Annotated in this window: 17 protein-coding genes; 11 read left to right on the top strand and 6 right to left on the bottom strand. The window is 65.2% G+C overall.

Features of this window, described 5'->3' with window-relative positions; genetic code table 11:
• Positions 1 to 384 precede the first annotated feature (384 nt).
• The 3 genes from mqo (at position 385) to dbpA (ending at position 3,983) form a co-directional block, all read left to right on the top strand.
• Entirely contained in the window at positions 385 to 2,046 is a 1,662-nt protein-coding gene (gene mqo, locus ACV22W_RS21555; protein ID WP_448021595.1) for a malate dehydrogenase (quinone), read from the top strand.
• Positions 2,047 to 2,386: 340 nt separating this feature from the next.
• Entirely contained in the window at positions 2,387 to 2,584 is a 198-nt protein-coding gene (locus ACV22W_RS21550) for a hypothetical protein (RefSeq protein ID WP_059447636.1), read from the top strand.
• A 1-nt stretch (position 2,585) separates the two neighbouring features.
• Entirely contained in the window at positions 2,586 to 3,983 is a 1,398-nt protein-coding gene (gene dbpA / locus ACV22W_RS21545; protein WP_059533646.1) for an ATP-dependent RNA helicase DbpA, read from the top strand.
• Between the two features lie 29 nt (positions 3,984 to 4,012).
• On the opposite strand, the gene ACV22W_RS21540 is transcribed toward dbpA, so the two are convergent.
• Positions 4,013 to 4,897 (bottom strand): LysR substrate-binding domain-containing protein, encoded by an 885-nt coding sequence (locus ACV22W_RS21540; protein WP_448021593.1) that lies wholly within the window; start codon positions 4,895 to 4,897, stop codon positions 4,013 to 4,015.
• A 121-nt stretch (positions 4,898 to 5,018) separates the two neighbouring features.
• Here ACV22W_RS21540 and hndA point away from each other — a divergent pair, with 121 nt between their 5' ends.
• From hndA to ACV22W_RS21500, 8 genes are all read left to right on the top strand, one after another.
• Positions 5,019 to 5,975 (top strand): 2-hydroxy-1-naphthoic acid nonoxidative decarboxylase, encoded by a 957-nt coding sequence (hndA, locus tag ACV22W_RS21535; RefSeq protein WP_448021591.1) that lies wholly within the window; start codon positions 5,019 to 5,021, stop codon positions 5,973 to 5,975.
• Positions 5,976 to 6,336: 361 nt separating this feature from the next.
• The gene (locus tag ACV22W_RS21530) at positions 6,337 to 7,842 is read left to right on the top strand and encodes a toluene monooxygenase (RefSeq protein WP_448021589.1); all 1,506 of its coding nucleotides are present in this window, start codon (positions 6,337 to 6,339) and stop codon (positions 7,840 to 7,842) included.
• A gap of 24 nt (positions 7,843 to 7,866) precedes the next feature.
• Positions 7,867 to 8,127 (top strand): toluene-4-monooxygenase system B family protein, encoded by a 261-nt coding sequence (locus ACV22W_RS21525; RefSeq protein ID WP_448021588.1) that lies wholly within the window; start codon positions 7,867 to 7,869, stop codon positions 8,125 to 8,127.
• A 7-nt stretch (positions 8,128 to 8,134) separates the two neighbouring features.
• A complete protein-coding gene (locus tag ACV22W_RS21520) occupies positions 8,135 to 8,470 on the top strand; it encodes a Rieske 2Fe-2S domain-containing protein (RefSeq protein WP_059536194.1) in 336 nt (111 codons plus the stop codon).
• Between the two features lie 19 nt (positions 8,471 to 8,489).
• Positions 8,490 to 8,804, top strand: coding sequence for an MmoB/DmpM family protein (locus ACV22W_RS21515; RefSeq protein ID WP_059536197.1), 315 nt, complete (start codon positions 8,490 to 8,492; stop codon positions 8,802 to 8,804).
• Between the two features lie 12 nt (positions 8,805 to 8,816).
• Complete coding sequence (locus ACV22W_RS21510; protein WP_448021586.1) at positions 8,817 to 9,803, top strand: aromatic/alkene monooxygenase hydroxylase subunit beta; 987 nt, start codon at positions 8,817 to 8,819, stop codon at positions 9,801 to 9,803.
• A 56-nt stretch (positions 9,804 to 9,859) separates the two neighbouring features.
• Positions 9,860 to 10,861, top strand: a complete 1,002-nt coding sequence (locus tag ACV22W_RS21505; protein ID WP_448021584.1) for a 2Fe-2S iron-sulfur cluster-binding protein — start codon at positions 9,860 to 9,862, stop codon at positions 10,859 to 10,861.
• A gap of 244 nt (positions 10,862 to 11,105) precedes the next feature.
• Positions 11,106 to 12,884 carry a sigma 54-interacting transcriptional regulator gene (locus tag ACV22W_RS21500; protein ID WP_448021583.1) on the top strand — a complete coding sequence of 593 codons (1,779 nt, stop codon included), beginning with the start codon at positions 11,106 to 11,108 and terminating at the stop codon, positions 12,882 to 12,884.
• A gap of 52 nt (positions 12,885 to 12,936) precedes the next feature.
• On the opposite strand, the gene ACV22W_RS21495 is transcribed toward ACV22W_RS21500, so the two are convergent.
• The 5 genes from ACV22W_RS21495 to dmpG all read right to left on the bottom strand — a co-directional run bounded on the left by ACV22W_RS21495 (position 12,937) and on the right by dmpG (position 17,442).
• The gene (locus tag ACV22W_RS21495; RefSeq protein ID WP_448021581.1) at positions 12,937 to 14,319 is read right to left on the bottom strand and encodes an OmpP1/FadL family transporter; all 1,383 of its coding nucleotides are present in this window, start codon (positions 14,317 to 14,319) and stop codon (positions 12,937 to 12,939) included.
• A gap of 213 nt (positions 14,320 to 14,532) precedes the next feature.
• Entirely contained in the window at positions 14,533 to 15,354 is an 822-nt protein-coding gene (locus ACV22W_RS21490) for an alpha/beta fold hydrolase (protein WP_448021580.1), read from the bottom strand.
• A gap of 37 nt (positions 15,355 to 15,391) precedes the next feature.
• Entirely contained in the window at positions 15,392 to 15,583 is a 192-nt protein-coding gene (locus tag ACV22W_RS21485; RefSeq protein ID WP_044845485.1) for a 2-hydroxymuconate tautomerase, read from the bottom strand.
• A gap of 27 nt (positions 15,584 to 15,610) precedes the next feature.
• Positions 15,611 to 16,399: a 2-oxo-3-hexenedioate decarboxylase gene (gene dmpH / locus ACV22W_RS21480; protein ID WP_448021577.1), complete on the bottom strand. Its 789-nt coding sequence runs from the start codon at positions 16,397 to 16,399 to the stop codon at positions 15,611 to 15,613.
• Complete coding sequence (dmpG, locus tag ACV22W_RS21475) at positions 16,396 to 17,442, bottom strand: 4-hydroxy-2-oxovalerate aldolase (RefSeq protein WP_448021576.1); 1,047 nt, start codon at positions 17,440 to 17,442, stop codon at positions 16,396 to 16,398. Before dmpG ends, dmpH begins: the two co-directional genes overlap by 4 nt.
• Positions 17,443 to 17,450: the final 8 nt, after the last annotated feature.

The raw sequence follows: 17,450 nt of genomic DNA, 5'->3' as shown, positions 1-17,450 counted from the left end.
GAAACCCGGACACGCAAAAAACCCCACGAAAACAGGGATATTCCGCGCGTGCGACACGGCAATCGAGTTCGGTTATATTACGCGCCCCTTGCCATCCCGCCCCGCGAAACGCATTGCGCGCGACCTCTTTCGACGCGGCCTGAAGCGCCGTCCGGCGAGGCCTGCGGCACGGGCCCGCGCGCGCCCGGCACCACCGTGAATCATGCGATTGCGTGACTTCATGAAGTCGATCCGAAGGTGTCCTTCGCAACGGCTTCGCGTGCGCAAATGCAACGGCGAACGCGGCCGGTCCGGAATTCCGGATTCGCGGTCCGGATCTCCGGATGCGCGGGCCGAACGCGAACCCGCATCGGCCGGGCGGCATGGCAAACCGATGCATCCAAGTTGAAAAAGGGATCTGCTGTGATCAAAACGTTACGGGTAATACTGTCGGCGCTCGCGCTGTGCGTCGCGGCGTCGTCCGCGCATGCCGCCGATACGAAGAAGGTCGACGTCCTGCTGGTGGGCGGCGGCATCATGAGCTCGACGCTCGGCGTGTGGCTGCACGAGCTTCAGCCTGACTGGTCGATGACGATGGTCGAACGCCTCGACGGCGTCGCGCTGGAAAGCTCGAACGGCTGGAACAACGCGGGCACCGGCCACTCGGCGCTCGCGGAACTGAACTACACGCCGGAGAAGGCGGACGGCAGGATCGACATCTCGAAGGCGATCGAGATCAACGAGTCGTTCCAGATCTCGCGCCAGTTCTGGGCCTGGCAGGTGCGGCAGGGCGTGCTGAAGAACCCGCGCTCGTTCATTAACTCGACGCCGCACATGAGCTTCGTGTGGGGCGACGACAACGTCCGCTTTCTGAAGAAGCGCTACGACGCGCTGCAGGCGAGCCCGCTGTTCCGCGGGATGCAGTATTCGGAAGACCACGACCAGATCAAGCAGTGGGTGCCGCTGATGATGGAAGGCCGCGACCGCAACCAGAAGGTCGCGGCGACGTGGACGCCGATCGGCACCGACGTGAACTTCGGCGAGATCACGCGCCAGTTCGTCGGCTACCTGAAGACGCAGCCGAACTTCACGCTGTCGCTGTCGAGCGAAGTGCGCGAGATCTCGCGCAACGCGGACGGGACGTGGCACGTGTCGTGGGTGAAGCTGCATTCGGATGAACCGCCGCAGGCCGTCGACGCGAAATTCGTGTTCATCGGCGCGGGCGGCGGTGCGCTGCACCTGCTGCAGGCGTCGGGCATCCCCGAGGCGAAGGACTACGGCGCGTTCCCGGTCGGCGGCTCGTTCCTCGTGACCGACAACCCCGAGGTCGTGAAGCGCCACCTCGCGAAAGCGTACGGCAAGGCGTCGGTCGGCTCGCCGCCGATGTCGGTGCCGCACCTCGACACGCGCATCATCGACGGCAAGAAGATCATCCTGTTCGGGCCGTTCGCGACCTTCTCGACCAAGTTCCTGAAGAACGGCTCGTACTTCGACCTCGCGAAAAGCACCAACCTGCACAACGTCGCGCCGATGATGCGCGTGGGCGTCGACGAATTCCCTCTCGTCCAGTACCTCGCCGGCCAGCTGATGCTGTCCGACGACGACCGCTTCAACGCGCTGAAGGAATATTTCCCGGACGCGAAGAAGGAAGACTGGCGCCTGTGGCAGGCCGGCCAGCGCGTGCAGATCATCAAGCGCGACCCGAAGAAGGGCGGCGTGCTGAAGCTCGGCACCGAGATCGTCAGCTCGCAGGACGGCAGCATCGCGGGCCTGCTCGGCGCATCGCCGGGTGCGTCCACGGCCGCGCCGATCATGCTGAACCTGATGCAGAAGGTGTTCAAGGACAAGGTCGCGACGCCCGAATGGCAGCAGAAGATCCGCCAGATCGTGCCGAGCTACGGCACGAAGCTGAACGACAGCCCGGCGAAGGTCGTCGAGGAATGGACCTACACGAGCGACGTGCTGCAGCTCTCGCCGCCGCCGAAGATCGACCTGACGGCGCCGTCGAAGGCGACGGGCACCGCCCCGGCGCGCCCCGCGAAGGCATCGGCCGACATGGCGCTGTAACGCGTCAGGCCCGTTTCGCCGCATCGCACGGCCGCCCTTCGGGGCGGCCGTTTTTCATGGCGGATGCGGGCGGCACCGCTCGCATCCGTCCGCGGCGCCCTCACCGGCCGCGCCTCGACGCTCGTCCGCTGCCGGTCCGCGCATCGTGTCGCCCACTGCCGGCCCCCCGCATCCGCTAGAATTGCGGGCACGCGCGACGCCGTCGCCATCCGATCCACCATCCGCATCGACGCGGTCCACGCGACCGCCGGTGCGGCCCGCGCCCGAGCTGCGCGAGCGCCGCACGCCGTTGCCGCGCCCGCCGGGCGCGCCATCAACCGAATTCAGCTGGAGAAAGACCGTGTTTACCTGCCGAAACCAGAGCTGCGGCACGCAGTGGGAGACGTCCGACGTCGTCATCAAGGACGAAGGCCAGGGGCTGCTGTTCCGCTGCCCGCTGTGCGGCGCGCGCAACTATCTCGAACGCTTCGAGGACGATGAAGGCAATGTCCTCTACGAACAGATGGAAGGCCGCCCTTACCTCGGAGACCTCTCCTGACATGACCCAATCGACCGCCACGCCGTTCAGCGCACTGCCGCTGACGCCCGCCACGCTCGCGAACCTCACGCAGCTCGGCTATGTCGACATGACGCCGATCCAGGCCGCAAGCCTGCCGATCGCGCTGGCCGGCCAGGACCTGATCGCGCAGGCGAAGACGGGTAGCGGCAAGACCGCCGCGTTTTCGCTCGCGCTGCTGGCACGCCTCGACGCGCGCCGCTTCGACGTGCAGGCGATGATCCTGTGCCCGACCCGCGAGCTCGCCGACCAGGTCGCGCAGGAAGTGCGCCGCCTCGCGCGCGCCGAGGAAAACGTGAAGGTGCTGACACTGTGCGGCGGCACGCCGATGCGGCCGCAGGCGCAGAGCCTCGAGCACGGCGCGCATATCGTCGTGGGCACGCCGGGCCGCATCATGGATCACCTCGACCGCGGCAACCTGAAGCTCGACGCGCTGAACACGCTCGTGCTCGACGAAGCCGACCGGATGCTCGACATGGGCTTCTTCGACGACATCGCGAAGGTCGCGCGGATGTGCCCGACGACGCGCCAGACGCTGCTGTTCTCGGCGACCTATCCGGACGGCATCGCGAAGCTGAGCCAGCAGTTCCTGCGTAATCCGAAGGAAGTGAAGCTGGAAGAGCGCCACGACGACAGCAAGATCCGCCAGCGCTTCTACGAAGTGACGGAAACCGAGCGGCTGCACGCGGTCGGCCAGTTGCTGAACCACTACCGGCCGGTGAGCACGATCGCGTTCTGCAACACCAAGCAGCAATGCCGCGACCTGCTCGACGTGCTGCACGCGCAGGGCTTCCACGCGCTCGCGCTGCACGGCGAGCTCGAACAGCGCGAACGCGACCAGGTGCTGATCCAGTTCGCGAACCGCAGCTGCTCGGTGCTGGTCGCGACCGACGTCGCCGCGCGCGGGCTCGACATTGCACAGCTGGAGGCGGTGATCAACGTCGACGTGACGCCCGACCCCGAAGTGCACGTGCACCGCATCGGCCGCACCGGCCGCGCGGACCAGGAAGGCTGGGCGCTGAGCCTCGCCAGCATGGACGAGATGGGGCGCGTCGGCGCGATCGAGCAGGCGCAGAAGCGCGACGTCGAATGGCATCCGCTCGCGGAACTGAAACCGGCCGGCAACGACACGCTGCTGCCGCCGATGGAAACGCTGCAGATCCTCGGCGGCCGCAAGGACAAGATCCGCCCGGGCGACGTGCTCGGCGCGCTGACCGGCGACGCGGGGTTCGACGGTAAACAGATCGGCAAGATCAACGTGACCGAGTTCTCGACCTACGTCGCGATCGAGCGCGGCGTCGCGCGCGACGCGCTGCGCAAGCTCAATGCGGGGAAGATCAAGGGCAAGCGGGTCAAGGTCCGGTTGATGGACGAGGAATGACGCGGTGATGCCGGTGCGGGCCGCGACGCTTACGCGGCGCGCCCGCCCAGCATCGCCAGATACTGCTGTACCGCTCCCCATTCCCCGCCGATCCGGCTCAGCGCGACGAGTTCGGAGCCCGGCACGTCGCCCGCGAGTTTCCGGTACACGATGTTCGGCGCCGCGATCCGGCTGAGCGGCGCCGGCACCAGCGCCACGCCGAGGCCGGCCCCCGTCAACGCCAGCACGGACAGCGTGCTGCTCACCTTGTGCGCAATACGCGGCGCACGGCCGAGCACCCGCCGCAGGATCGCCAGCTGCCCTTCGTCGTCGCCGTCGGCCGCATAGAAAATGAACGGCTCGTCCGCCAGCGCCGCGATGCTCACCGAGCGCCGCTTCGCGAGCGCGTGCCGGTCGCTCATCATCACGTCCCACGCCCAGCTGCCGACTGTCCGCACGGCCAGTTTCGGATCGAACGCCCCGCCGAAGGCCGGGCAATAGCCGATGTCGAGCCGGCCCGCCAGGATCGCGTCCTGCTGCGCGGCCGGCGCCATTTCGTGCAGGTCGAGCGTCACCTCCGGCCATGCCGCGTGAAACGCGATCAGATCGTCGGACAGCCGCCCCGTCGCCACCGCATTGCCGACGAAGCCGATCCGCACCACGCCCGTCTCGCCGCGTGCCGCCCGCTGCACCACCATCTTCGCGCGCTCGGCCTGCTCGAGCGTGTGCCGCGCTTCGGTGACGAGCAACCGGCCCGCATCTGTCAGCAGCACCTTGCGGGTGGTGCGCTCGAACAGCGTGGCGCCCAGTTCCTCCTCGAGTGCGCGGATCTGCGCGCTCAACGCGGGCTGCACGATGTGCAGCCGTTCCGCCGCCCGGCCGAAATGTCCTTCCTCGGCAACCGCGAGAAAGTAGCGCAAATGACGAAGGTCCATGGCGTCGATTGATCATTCATAACGATTAATCTCGAAATTTAATCTATTGGAATGAAAAATCAACCGCGCGCATCCTGATCGACATCCGCTGCATCGCAGCGCACGTCCAGGGAGCCCGACCATGTCCGACCGCAACCGCATCGATGTTCACCAGCATGTCGTCCCGCCGTTCTGGGCCGACGCCCTGCCCGCCCACGGCGGCGACCCGTCCGGTTGGGGCAGCCCCACGTGGAGCCCCGAAGCCGCGCTCGCGTTCATGGATTCGCTGGAGATCCGCACAGGCGTGCTGTCGCTGACGGCGCCCGGCGTCCAGGGCTGGAACGGCCAGGCGAAACGCGACATGGCGCGTCAGGTCAACGAATACGTCGCCGGCCTCGTCGCGAACTGGCCAACCCGCTTCGGCAACTTCGCGACGCTGCCGCTGCCCGACGTCGACGGCGCGTTCGCCGAAATCGACCATGCATTCGACACGCTGAACGCCGACGGCGTCGTGCTGCTCAGCAACTACGGCGGCGTCTATCTCGGCGATGCGGCATTCGAAGCCGTCTGGGCCGCACTCGATCGCCGTCACGCGGTGGTGTTCATTCATCCGGCCAAGCCCGCGATCGACGTCCTGGCCGGCATGCCCGGCCCGCTGCTCGACTACCCGTTCGATACGACGCGCACCGCGCTGCAGCTCGTGCTCAACGGCGTGGTCGCGCGCTACCCGAACGTGCGCATCATCCTGTCGCACGCAGGCGGCTTCCTGCCGTACACGGCATACCGCTTTGCCGAACTCGCGCCGGGCGTGCGCGACGACGTGCCGGATCGCGACGGACTGCTCGACCTGCTGCGCACGTTCTACTTCGACACCGCGCTGTCGTCGCCGTCCGCGCTGCCGAGCCTCACTGCGTTCGCGAGGCCCGGTCACATCCTCTACGGTAGCGACTTCCCGTATGCGCCGGCCTCCGTCAGCATGTCGTTTGCGGTTGAGCAGGATGCCTACGCCGCGCTCGACTCCGCCGGTCACGCATCGATCAACCACGACAACGGGCTTGCGCTGTTTTCGCGTGTCGAGCACGTGCGGCGCCAACGATAGCCCTCCCGATGCGGGTTCGGCCTGGATCTTCACATCCTGGGACGCAAACGGCGAAACCGCGGCACGCAAATATCGAGATTTTTATCAAAAGATCAGTGTGGTTCGCCGCATGCGAACCAGAGCGGCTTGACCAAATAATCAAATCAGGCTGAATTTCCGCCATTTCCGCATCGCAGCAAACATCACCTACGACGCTCCCTCCTGCTTCTCAAGCCACGAATGTCGGGATTTTGCACTGCAAACATTCCGTCCGCTTCCGCTTCCTGGCACTCCCCTTGCTCATTCATGGTCGCCGGCACGTGCACAACGCCCGCTGAGCGCAAGCAACCGGCTCGAACGATCCCAACCAAGGAGACATGACATGGCGTTACTGGAACGATCGGCGTGGTATGACATCGCCCGCTCGACGAACTGGACTCCGAAATATGTTACGGAATCCGATCTTTTCCCCGATATCATGACTGGCGCGCAGGGCATTCCGATGGAGACATGGGAAGGCTACGACGAACCGTACAAGACTTCCTACTCCGAATACGTCCGCATTCAGCGGGAAAAGGATGCCGGCGCCTATTCCGTGAAGGCTGCGCTGGAGCGCAGCCGCATGTTCGAGGACGCCGACCCGGGCTGGCTTTCGATCCTGAAATCGCATTACGGCGCCATCGCACTCGGCGAATATGCCGCCATGAGCGGGGAAGCGCGCATGGCCCGGTTCGGCCGGGCGCCCGGCATGCGCAACATGGCAACGTTCGGCATGCTGGACGAAAACCGCCACGGGCAATTGCAGCTGTATTTTCCCCACGACTATTGCCACAAGGACCGTCAGTTCGACTGGGCTCACAAGGCATACCACACGAACGAGTGGGGCGCGATCGCCGCACGCAGCACGTTCGACGACCTGTTCATGGCACGCAGTGCGCTCGAAATCGCCGTGATGCTCACGTTCGCGTTCGAGACCGGCTTCACCAACATGCAGTTCCTCGGCCTCGCCGCGGACGCCGCCGAGGCCGGCGACTTCACTTTTGCGAGCCTCATCTCGAGCATCCAGACGGATGAATCGCGCCACGCGCAGATTGGCGGCCCCGCGCTGCAGATCCTGATCGCGAACGGTCGCAAGGAAGAGGCACAGAAGCTCGTCGATATTGCGATCGCCCGCGCGTGGCGCCTCTTCTGCCTGCTGACCGGAACGGCGATGGACTACGCGACACCGCTGCATCACCGCAAGCAATCGTTCAAGGAGTTCATGCGCGAGTGGATCGTCGGCCAGTTCGAGCGCACGCTGATCGACCTCGGCCTCGACTTGCCGTGGTACTGGGACCAGATGATCAACGAGTTCGACTACCAGCACCACGCATACCAGATGGGAATCTGGTTCTGGCGGCCGACCGTCTGGTGGAACCCCGCCGCCGGCATGACGCCGGATTGCCGAGACTGGCTCGAGGACAAGTATCCCGGCTGGAACGACACATTCGGAAAGGCCTGGGACGTCATCATCGAGAACCTGATCGCGGGCAAGACGCATCTGACGGTGCCGGAGACGCTGCCGATCGTCTGCAACATGAGCCAGTTGCCGATCTGCGCTATTCCCGGCAACGGCTGGAACGTGAAGGACTATCCGCTCGATTACCACGGTCGCACCTATCACTTCAATTCCGAGATCGACCGCTGGGTATTCCAGCAAGACCCATTGCGCTATCGAGATCACCTGACGCTCGTCGACCGCTTCCTCGCCGGGCATATCCAGCCCCCCGATCTGATGGGTGCGCTCAAGTACATGAGCCTCGCCCCCGGCGAGAGCGGAGACGACGCCCATCAATACGCGTGGGTCGAGGCCTATCGCAATCGATGCAATCAGCAGAAGGCTGCGTGAGACAGCCGACCAATGGAGGACGACATGGCACTTTTTCCCGTGATTTCCAATTTTCAGTATGACTTCGTGCTGCAACTCGTTGCGGTCGATACCGAAAACACCATGGACGAGGTCGCTGCCGCGGCGGCGCATCACTCGGTCGGCCGGCGCGTCGCGCCGCAGCCAGACAAGATCGTGAGGGTTCGGCGTCAGGGCAGCGACGCGTTCTTCCCGCGCGATACCCGGCTTTGCGAGACCGACATCAAGCCGATGGAATCGCTCGAGTTCATTTTCTGTGACGCGTGAGGCTGACATGACATTTCACAAAGCAGCCACGCTCGACGAGCTGTGGGAAGGCGACATGACCGAAGTCGAGATTGAAGGCCACGTGATCGTGCTGGTCCGCCCCGAAGGCGGCGAGCCCCGCGCCTTCCAGGGCATCTGCCCGCACCAGGACATTCCGCTCGCGGAAGGCAAGTTCGACGGCCGAGTCCTGATGTGCCGCGCACATCAATGGACCTTCGACGCGAACACGGGCAAGGGGATCAATCCCGGCGACTGCCGTCTCGCGGAATATGCCGTGAAACTCGACGGCGACGACATCCTCGTTGCAGTGGACGGCGTCGAGCCGCTCTTCGCCCATTCCTGATCCGACGTAGGAACACATCATGAGCCACGACAACACAGCGGACGCCTACCGCAACAACCGAGTCGGTCCCATCCTGCGCGCGAGCAGCATCACTGCCGGCGTCATCGAGGCCGCCCAGGAAGACAACCCGGACAAGGAGATTCGCATCGACGACAAGCTCGCCTACGTACGCATCGATACGGAAGGCGAATTGATCCTGCGCCGCGCGACGCTCGAGACGGCGCTCGGGCGGCCGTTCAAGATGTCGGAACTGGAAATCAACCTCAGTTCCTTCGCAGGCCGTATCGAGACGACGGACGATTACGTCCGCTTCTATTACGAAAAAACGCTCTGACAGGAGACCACCATGACGCAACCCGAAATCCTGAAGCCGCTCAAGACGTGGAGCCATCTGGCCGCACGGCGGCGCAAACCGAGCGAATACGAAATCGTCTCGACCAATCTGCATTACACGACCGACAACCCCGACGCGCCGTTCGAACTCGATCCCAACTTCGAGATGGCCCTATGGTTCAAGCGAAACCGCAACGCGTCGCCGCTGCGCCATGCCGACTGGAACGCATTCCGCGATCCCGACGAGTTGGTCTACCGCACCTACAACATGATGCAGGACGGCCAGGAGACATATGTCTTCGGTCTGCTCGACCAGTTTTCCTCGCGCGGCCACGACGCGATGCTCGAGCGCGACTGGGCGGAACACCTCGCACGCCTGTATACGCCGGCGCGCTACCTGTTCCACGCGCTGCAGATGGGCTCCGCCTATCTGACACAGCTCGCGCCCGCGTCGACGATCTCCAACTGCGCCGCCTATCAGACGGCCGACTCTCTTCGCTGGCTCACGCATACCGCGTATCGAACAAAGGAGCTGTCGCTGGCCTTCCCCGATCTCGGCTTCGCGAACGAGGAGCGCCGCATCTGGGAACAGGACCCCGCATGGCAGGGCTGGCGGCGGCTCGTCGAAGAAGCGCTCGTCGCATGGGACTGGGCTGAAAGCTTCGTCGCGCTGAACCTGGTTGCACGACCCGCCGTCGAAGAGACGGTGCTGCGCACGCTCGGCCAGACGGCCCGCCAGAACGGCGACACGCTGCTCGGCCTGTTGACCGATGCCCAACTGGCCGACGCGCAACGGCATCGCCGCTGGGCGAGCGAACTTGTGCGCATGGCGCTGGAACAAGACGGCAACCACGCCGTCCTCGCCGCGTGGGTCGACAAGTGGGCACCGCTCGGGGATGCCGCCATCGACGCTTATTGCGACTCGCTGCCCGACGCTCCGGATGCGGCAGCGCGTGCGCGGGCGGCGGTGAGCGAATTCCGGCGCGGTATCGGCCTGTGACCGCTGGGTGAACCCGGGGCCGGCGCATGCCGGCCCCCGCAAGGCGAAACTTGAAGATGGAACATCAGATCACGATTGAAGGCGGCGCGACGTTCGCCGTCGACGCGTCGGAGGACGCGCTGCTGCGCGGCGCATTACGTGCTGGCGTGGGACTGCCGCACGAATGCAGCGTGGGCGGTTGTGGCGCCTGTCGCTTCGAGCTCGTGTCCGGCTCGATGGCGACATTGTGGCCAGACGCACCGGGGCTCTCCGAGCGCGATCGAACGCGCGGCAAACGGCTCGCGTGCCAATCGCGCCCGACTGGCGACTGCACGATTCGCGTTCGCTGTGACGACAGCTACCTGCCCGTCGTTGCCCCGTCGCGTCGAGAGGCCGAACTGGTCGCACGGCGCAGTGTAACGCCGGACATGAGCGAATTCACGTTTCGCGCTCCGGCCGCGGCAACGTTCCGCGCCGGCCAGTATGCGCTGCTATATCCGCACTCGGCAAAAGGCGCGCGCGCCTACTCGATGTCGAATCTGCCGAACGGCGACGGATTATGGCAGTTCGTCATCCGGCGCGTCCCCGGTGGCGCGGGCAGCAACGCCCTGTTCGACCGTATCGGCATCGGCGACCGGATTCTCCTCGACGGGCCTTACGGCCACGCTTACCTGCGCGACGATGATGCGCGCGACATTGTCTGCATCGCAGGGGGCTCCGGCCTCGCACCGATGCTGTCGATTGCGCGCGGCGCACTGGCACAACCCGGAGCCGCGCACGTCCATTTCTTCTACGGTGCGCGCTCGCAGGCGGATCTCGGTGCCGCGACGGAACTCGAAGCGCTTGCACACGAACGGCTCTCGATATCGATCGTGCTGTCCGCTGCGGACCCATCACAGCAATGGAACGGCGCGACGGGTTTCGTGCACGACGAGGCGGAGCGCGTGCTTGCCCGACCGCTCGACCAATACCGTTTCTACTTCGCGGGCCCCCCGCCCATGATCGAGGCCGTGCAGGACTTGCTGATGCTCCGCCACAAGGTCCCCTTCGCGCAGTTGCACTTCGATCGATTCGTCTGAGCCCCGGTGCGGCGGCCCGTTCAGACGGGCCGCGTGCATTCCTCTGCCGATTTCCCTCGCGTACTTTCACCAATCGCCACGAGGACGGACGCACGCTAAGCTGAATCCGGCGAGTCGGTCGCGATGTCGCACTGGCTCGGTCGCAATATTCAGTCGCGACGCGTGCAGCGAGCATGTTCGCGTGCGCTACATGCCTCGCCGGAGCGACAGAGAGTCGGCCAGATCGGCCGCGAACGAGGCAAGCATGTCAAGGAGCGAAATGCGCAACGGCAAACCGGAATCTTCGCCGCGGTCACGAGCGAGGCAGCCCTCGCGCGAGGCCGGACATCCCGAGATTCGCGTTCCCGCCATCCACGACCTTGCGAAGCGTCTGAGGTTCGCACCGCAGCAAGGCAGGATCTGGCTCGACGACCAGCGCATGATGCTGATGCACATCAGCTCGCTCGGCGCGCTGCGCCAGGAGCTCATCGAGAGTCTTGGCAAGGAAACCGCGCGCGGCCTCATTACTCGAATCGGCTATCAGGCCGGCACGCACGACGCGGCCATGGCGCGCAAGGTACGGGCCGGATTCAATACCTACGACGACTTTCTCGCCGGCCCGCAGCTCGTCTCGCTCGAAGGGATCGTCCACTGCGAACCGATTGCGCTCGACATCGATGTCGGGCGCGGCCACTATTTCGGCGACTTCTATCTGATCGATTCGTCGGAGGCGGAGGCACACATCTCAAGTTACGGCATCGGCAACGATGCGGTCTGCTGGATGCTGATCGGCTACGCGTGCGGCTACACCAGCGCGTTCATGGGGAGGCCGATCCTCTGGCGCGAAATCGAATGCCGTGGGATGGGGCACGCAAAATGCCGGGTCGTCGGCAAGCCGGTCGAGGATTGGGACGATCCGCAGGACGATCTGCGCTTCCTGCAGATCGGCGATTTCGTCAAATGGTCGCACGAACCGCAGACGATACTGCCGGCAACTAGCCGGATTGCCGAGCGGATTGCGCGCGCCCCCGAGAACAGCTTCGGCGTCGTCGGCATCTCGGCAGGCTTCAACACCGTGTGCCACATGGTCAACAAAGTCGCCCCCACGGAAGCCACCGTGCTGTTTCTCGGTGAGAGCGGCGTCGGCAAGGAGGTATTCGCGAACAATCTGCATCGGCTCAGCAAGCGGGCGGACAAGCCGTTCGTCGCCGTCAATTGCGCGTCGATTCCGGAACACCTGATGGAGTCCGAGCTTTTCGGCGTCGAACGGGGCGGTTACACCGGCGCAACCTCGTCGCGGCCCGGCCGGTTCGAGCGGGCCGACGGCGGTACGCTCTTTCTTGATGAAGTCGGCACGCTCAGCTTCACCGCCCAAGGCAAGCTGTTGCGCGCGCTCCAGCAGGGCGAACTGGAGCGAGTCGGCGACACTCGCACGCGCAAGGTCGATGTGCGCGTCATCGCGGCGACGAACGTCAACCTGCGGGAAGCCGTCAAGGCGGGGCAATTCCGCGAGGATCTCTTTTTCCGCCTCAACGTATTTCCGATTCAGGTGCCGCCGTTACGCGAACGGCGCGACGACATTCCGCTGATGATGAACTGGTTCCTCCAGCGGCTTGCCAAGAAGCACGACAAGCGCATCACCGGCTTTCGCGAGCGCGCAGTCGACGCGATGTTCAATTACGACTGGCCTGGCAACGTGCGCGAACTCGAGAACATGATCGAGCGCGCGGTGATTCTTGCCGAGGACGGCGGCGCGCTCGATCTCTGTCATCTGTTCACGACTGGCGAGGAAATCGACGTGTCGTCGTTCATCCTGAAGCGCAGCGGCAACATCGCGCTGTTGGATGAACCGGTCGAGGCGGCCTCGGGCCCGGCTGCGCCTGGCTCCGGTGCCCGCCCCGGACTCGCCGAGACCGAGATAGCGATGCTGCGCGCGGCGATCGCGGAAGCCAATGGCAATCTCTCGCTGGCGGCGCGCGTGCTCGGCATCACCCGGCCCACGCTTGCCTACCGGTTGCGCAAGTACGGCATCGATCTGGAATGACGCGCCAGCCGGCCGGCGAGGCGGCACCGATGCCGCCTCGCGCGGGATCCGGTCAGAAGCGCTTTTGATACCCGAGGACTGCGTTGATCTGCGAGTGCGTCGCGACGATCGGCACTGCCGTGTTCGGCTGGCTGCTGTTCGACAGTGTCTTTTGCAGGCCGACCGACAACGCGAAATCGACAACGTCGTCCTTGTCGAACGCGTAGGACGCACCGGCGCTCAAATGCGTCGTCGGAATCGCCGGCACGACGGCCAGCAGCATGTCGTTCGGTGCAGCCTCCTGCGCGTACTGAAAGCCCGCCCGGAACGTCAGCTTCGAGTTGTAGCGAAATTGCGCGCCAACCGCGAACACGTTGATGTCGTGATAGTTCTGTGGGACCGACAGGTTCAGGTTGGCGCCGGTTCCGGCCTGCGTGAAGCTCATGTTCAGGTTCTTCATGACGCTTGCCCAGAACACGTGCTGATAATCGGCCGACACCGACCAGTGGTCATTGAAGCGGTGGCTGATGCCGACCGTCAACTGCGCAGGCATCTGGAAATCCTTCACGACGATGTCGCCGCTCAACGGAATGTTGCCCGCCACCGAACTAACGGCGGTCAGATTCGCGTGCCCGGCGTGCAGATCGCTCACGGCAGTCTTGAAGTTGTATGCCATGCCGATTCGCGTATCCGGTGTCAGCAGATACGTGAGGCCCAACTTGCCCCCGATGCCCCATCCGTCCGCTCCGCCGCCGACGATACCGCTATGCGAAAAGCCGACGTAGCCGCCCGACAGCCCGGGTACGCTCAACAGCGTCGGCACCAGCGACCCGGAAACGCGGCGCTGCGCCGCCAGGGTGCCGATCTGCGACACATCGAGTAGCGAACCCAGGTTGAGCGAGGTCCACACGACATCCAGCGAAGCGCCTACGGTCAGCCTGTCGGTCACGTTGTATGCGGCGGACAGCGGGACGCGCAGCACCAGCAGCCGCGAAAACTGATCCAGTCCGGTATCGATATTGTTGGTGGCCGTCCGGGACAGGAAACTGTTGCCGCCAAATTGCGTGCCGAGGCCGCCTTCGGCGAACGCGCCCATGCCGAACGCATAGTTCGCGCGGCGATAGACAACGGCCATCTGCGGCGCGAAATACGGCCCGTTGTTGTTGCCATGATTTCCCGACGTGGCGCTCTCGCCCGTCGACGCGTTCTTCACGTGGATGTCCGTCGTCACAACGTCGAGTCCGAGGTCCACATAGCGCCCCTCGGCCATCAGGCCGAGCGTGGCCGGGTTCAGCATCATCGCCGCTCCGCCCACGTCGTAGGCCACGCCGGTCCCGCCCATCGCCCGCGAGATCGGACCATAGCCTTCGAGATTGAACACGTCGGTCGCACTCGCATTCGCGCTCCAGACCGCAGCGCATGCCACAACTATCAAACGAACATATTTGCCTTTCACGGACGTCTCCTTACCCATTCATCATTTAATGGTGCTAATTGTTATTAATCTGCAATTTATCGTTCGTATTTGCGCCAGCTTGCGATTACCGGGATGTCACCGGCCTCCGTTCGGCAACCCGGCCATCAATGCATGCAAGCCGTTCTGAGACATGAATCTCGTCCAAGATCTGCCGAGCGGCACCTCGCCGCCGGCGCGAGTCAACCCGTCCTGCTACTCGCCAAAGTGCTCGATCACGAGCCGGTTGAAGCGTGCTGCATGCTCGATCTGCGTCCAGTGTCCGCAGCGCCCGAACACGTGCAGTTGCGCGTTCGGCAGCAGTTCCAGCAGCCTCATCGAACTGTCGAGCGGAATCACGCGATCCTCGCGGCCATGGACGATCAGCGTGTCGTGCGGCAGCGCACGCAGTTTCGCCTCGTCGCTCGCGAGCGCATCGACCCAGCGCTGGCGCGGCGCCGGAAACATGTTCGCGAACGCCTCCTGGTAGCCGGGCCGCACGCTCGCGTCGTAGCGCAGCTTCGCGAGTTCGTCGTTCACCAGCGTGCGATCGAACGCGAAGATGTCCAGCAGGCCGCGCATGTTCGCGATCGACGGCGTATAACCCCACACGGCATCGAGCCCCTCGGTCAGCGTGAAGCGCGTGCCCGCCGCGCCCATCAGCACGAGGCGGCCGACCCGGTCGGGCGCTCGGATCGCCAGCGCAAGCGCGAGCGCGCCGCCGAACGAATTGCCGATCACGTGCGCGCGCTCGACGCCAAGCGCATCGAGCAGGCCGAGCGCGTGGTCGACCCAGTGGTCCATTGAATACACGTAATCGCGCGGCCGCTCGGTTTCGCCGAATCCGGCCATGTCCGGCGCGATCACGCGAAACTGCTCGGCGAGCGCGGGCATCGTGAGGCGCCAGTTTGCGTAGGCCGTGACGCCCGGCCCCGAGCCGTGGATCAGCAGCACGGGCGGCCCGTCGCCGAGGTCGTGATAGTTGGTGTCGAGACCGCCCGCGACGATCCGGCGGCCCAGTTCGGGATTGGTTGACATGACGCTCCTTCAGTCGATTTCGATGGTGCGCGGCGCGTCAGCGGCCGCGCTTTTTCGCGCTCTGCCCGCCGATGCCGAAGTGCGCCTTCGGCATCTCGGTGATGATCACGCGCACCGATTCGAGCGGTGCGTCGAGCGAGCGATGGATGGCTTCGGTGACTTCGGCGATCAGGCGTTCCTTCTTGTCGTCGTCGCGGCCTTCCAGGATGTAGAGATGCGCTACCGGCACGATGGCCTCCCTTCGCGTTCGAAACGTTCAGATGAATCGCAGGCCGACCGACCCGATGCCCTGCACGCGCAGCGTCACGTTGTCGCCGGCCGCGACGGCCACCGCCTCCGTGATGCCGCCCGACAGGATCAGGCTGCCCGCCGGGATCGATTCGCCGCGCGCGCCGAGGTGGTTCGCGAGCATCGCGATCGCGGCGGCCGGGTGCCCGAGCACAGCCGCGCCGGCGCCGAACGCGACCGGCAACCCGTTCTTCTCGAGCACGATGCCGAGCGTGCGCAGATCGACGCCGTCCACGGCCAGCGGTCGGCCGCCCGCGACGAAGCGCGCGGCCGACGTGTTGTCGGCCACCACACTCTTCAGGTCGAACTTGAAGTCGCGATAGCGGCTGTCGATCACCTCGATCCCGCCGACGACGAAGTCCGTCGCGGCGAGCACTGCGCCGACATGACAGCCGGGCCCCTTCAGCTCCGCCTTCGTCACGAATGCGATCTCCGGCTCCACCTTCGGATGAATCAGCGTGGACGTATCGCACTCGCCGCCGTCGGGCAGGTCGTAGACGTCGGTCAGGAATCCGAACACGGGCGTGTCCACGCCCATCTGCCGCATCTTCGCGCGCGACGTCAGGCCGGCCTTGTAGCCGACGATCCGCGCGCCGCGCGCAAGCTGCCGGCGGCGGATCGCATCCTGCACCGCGTATGCGTCGTCCCAGTCCATCTCCGGATGACGGTCGGTGATCTTCGGCGTGTCGCGCGCCTCGCGCATGCAGTCGTCGAGATGCGCGGCCAGCGACTCGATCGTGTCGGTCGTCAGATTCATGCGGCCTCCCGCTTCGGTTGTGCCGCGCGCGCCTTCGCGAGTGTCAGCGCGGTGTCCTCGATCATGTCCTCCTGCCCGCCGACCATCCCGCGCCGGCCCAGTTCGACGAGAATGTCGCGCGCCGGAATGCCGTACTTCTCGCCCGCGCGCTTCGCGAACAGCAGGAACGAGCCGTACACGCCCGCATAGCCGAGCGTCAGCGCGTCGCGATCGATCCGGATCGGGAAATCCATCATTGGCACGACGAGATCCTCGGCGACGTCCTGGATCTTCCACACGTCGACGCCGGTCTCGATGCCCATCCGCTCGCAGACGGCGACGAACACTTCGAGCGGCGTGTTGCCTGCGCCGGCGCCGAGCCCGGCCGCCGCGCCGTCGATCCGGTTCGCTCCGGCCTCGATCGCGGCGATCGAGTTCGCGACGCCCATCGCGAGGTTGTGGTGACCGTGGAAGCCCAGTTCCGTTTCAGGCTTCAGCGCGTCGCGCACCGCGGCGAGGCGCGCCTTCACGTCGGCGGGCAGCATGTAGCCGGCCGAATCGGTGATGTAGATGCAGTTCGCGCCGTACGACTCCATCAGCTTCGCCTGCTTCACCAGCCCGTCGGGGCTGTTCATGTGACTCATCATCAGGAATCCGACGGTATCCATGTCGAGCTTGCGCGCCATCGCGATGTGCTGTTCGGAGACGTCCGCCTCGGTGCAGTGCGTCGCGACGCGGATCGTATTCACGCCGAGCGCGTGCGCTTCCTTCAGGTGATCGACCGTGCCGATGCCAGGCAGCAGCAGCGCCGACACCTTCGCGCGCTTCAGCAGCGGGATCACCGCGCCGAGGTATTCCGCGTCGGTATGCGCGGGAAAGCCGTAGTTGACCGACGAGCCGCCGAGGCCGTCGCCGTGCGTGACTTCGATCAGCGGCACGCCGGCCGCGTCGAGCCCGCTCGCGATCGAGCGCATCTGGTCGAGCGTCATCTGGTGACGCTTCGGGTGCATGCCGTCACGCAGCGTCATGTCGTGGACGGTGATTCGTTTGCCTTTGAGATTCATTTCCGTTC

The sequence above is a fragment of the Burkholderia sp. AW49-1 genome (assembly GCF_053427845.1).
Note: the sequence above shows the minus strand (reverse complement) of the source record. Positions and strands in the feature narration are given on the sequence as shown.

Coding starts and splice junctions, on each gene's coding strand:
- dbpA (WP_059533646.1), top strand. CDS start 2,586: ATGACCCAATCGACCGCCACGCCGTTCAGCGCACTGCCGCTGACGCCC.
- ACV22W_RS21540 (WP_448021593.1), bottom strand. CDS start 4,897: ATGGACCTTCGTCATTTGCGCTACTTTCTCGCGGTTGCCGAGGAAGGA.
- hndA (WP_448021591.1), top strand. CDS start 5,019: ATGTCCGACCGCAACCGCATCGATGTTCACCAGCATGTCGTCCCGCCG.
- ACV22W_RS21530 (WP_448021589.1), top strand. CDS start 6,337: ATGGCGTTACTGGAACGATCGGCGTGGTATGACATCGCCCGCTCGACG.
- ACV22W_RS21525 (WP_448021588.1), top strand. CDS start 7,867: ATGGCACTTTTTCCCGTGATTTCCAATTTTCAGTATGACTTCGTGCTG.
- ACV22W_RS21520 (WP_059536194.1), top strand. CDS start 8,135: ATGACATTTCACAAAGCAGCCACGCTCGACGAGCTGTGGGAAGGCGAC.
- ACV22W_RS21515 (WP_059536197.1), top strand. CDS start 8,490: ATGAGCCACGACAACACAGCGGACGCCTACCGCAACAACCGAGTCGGT.
- ACV22W_RS21510 (WP_448021586.1), top strand. CDS start 8,817: ATGACGCAACCCGAAATCCTGAAGCCGCTCAAGACGTGGAGCCATCTG.
- ACV22W_RS21505 (WP_448021584.1), top strand. CDS start 9,860: ATGGAACATCAGATCACGATTGAAGGCGGCGCGACGTTCGCCGTCGAC.
- ACV22W_RS21500 (WP_448021583.1), top strand. CDS start 11,106: ATGTCAAGGAGCGAAATGCGCAACGGCAAACCGGAATCTTCGCCGCGG.
- ACV22W_RS21490 (WP_448021580.1), bottom strand. CDS start 15,354: ATGTCAACCAATCCCGAACTGGGCCGCCGGATCGTCGCGGGCGGTCTC.
- dmpH (WP_448021577.1), bottom strand. CDS start 16,399: ATGAATCTGACGACCGACACGATCGAGTCGCTGGCCGCGCATCTCGAC.
- dmpG (WP_448021576.1), bottom strand. CDS start 17,442: ATGAATCTCAAAGGCAAACGAATCACCGTCCACGACATGACGCTGCGT.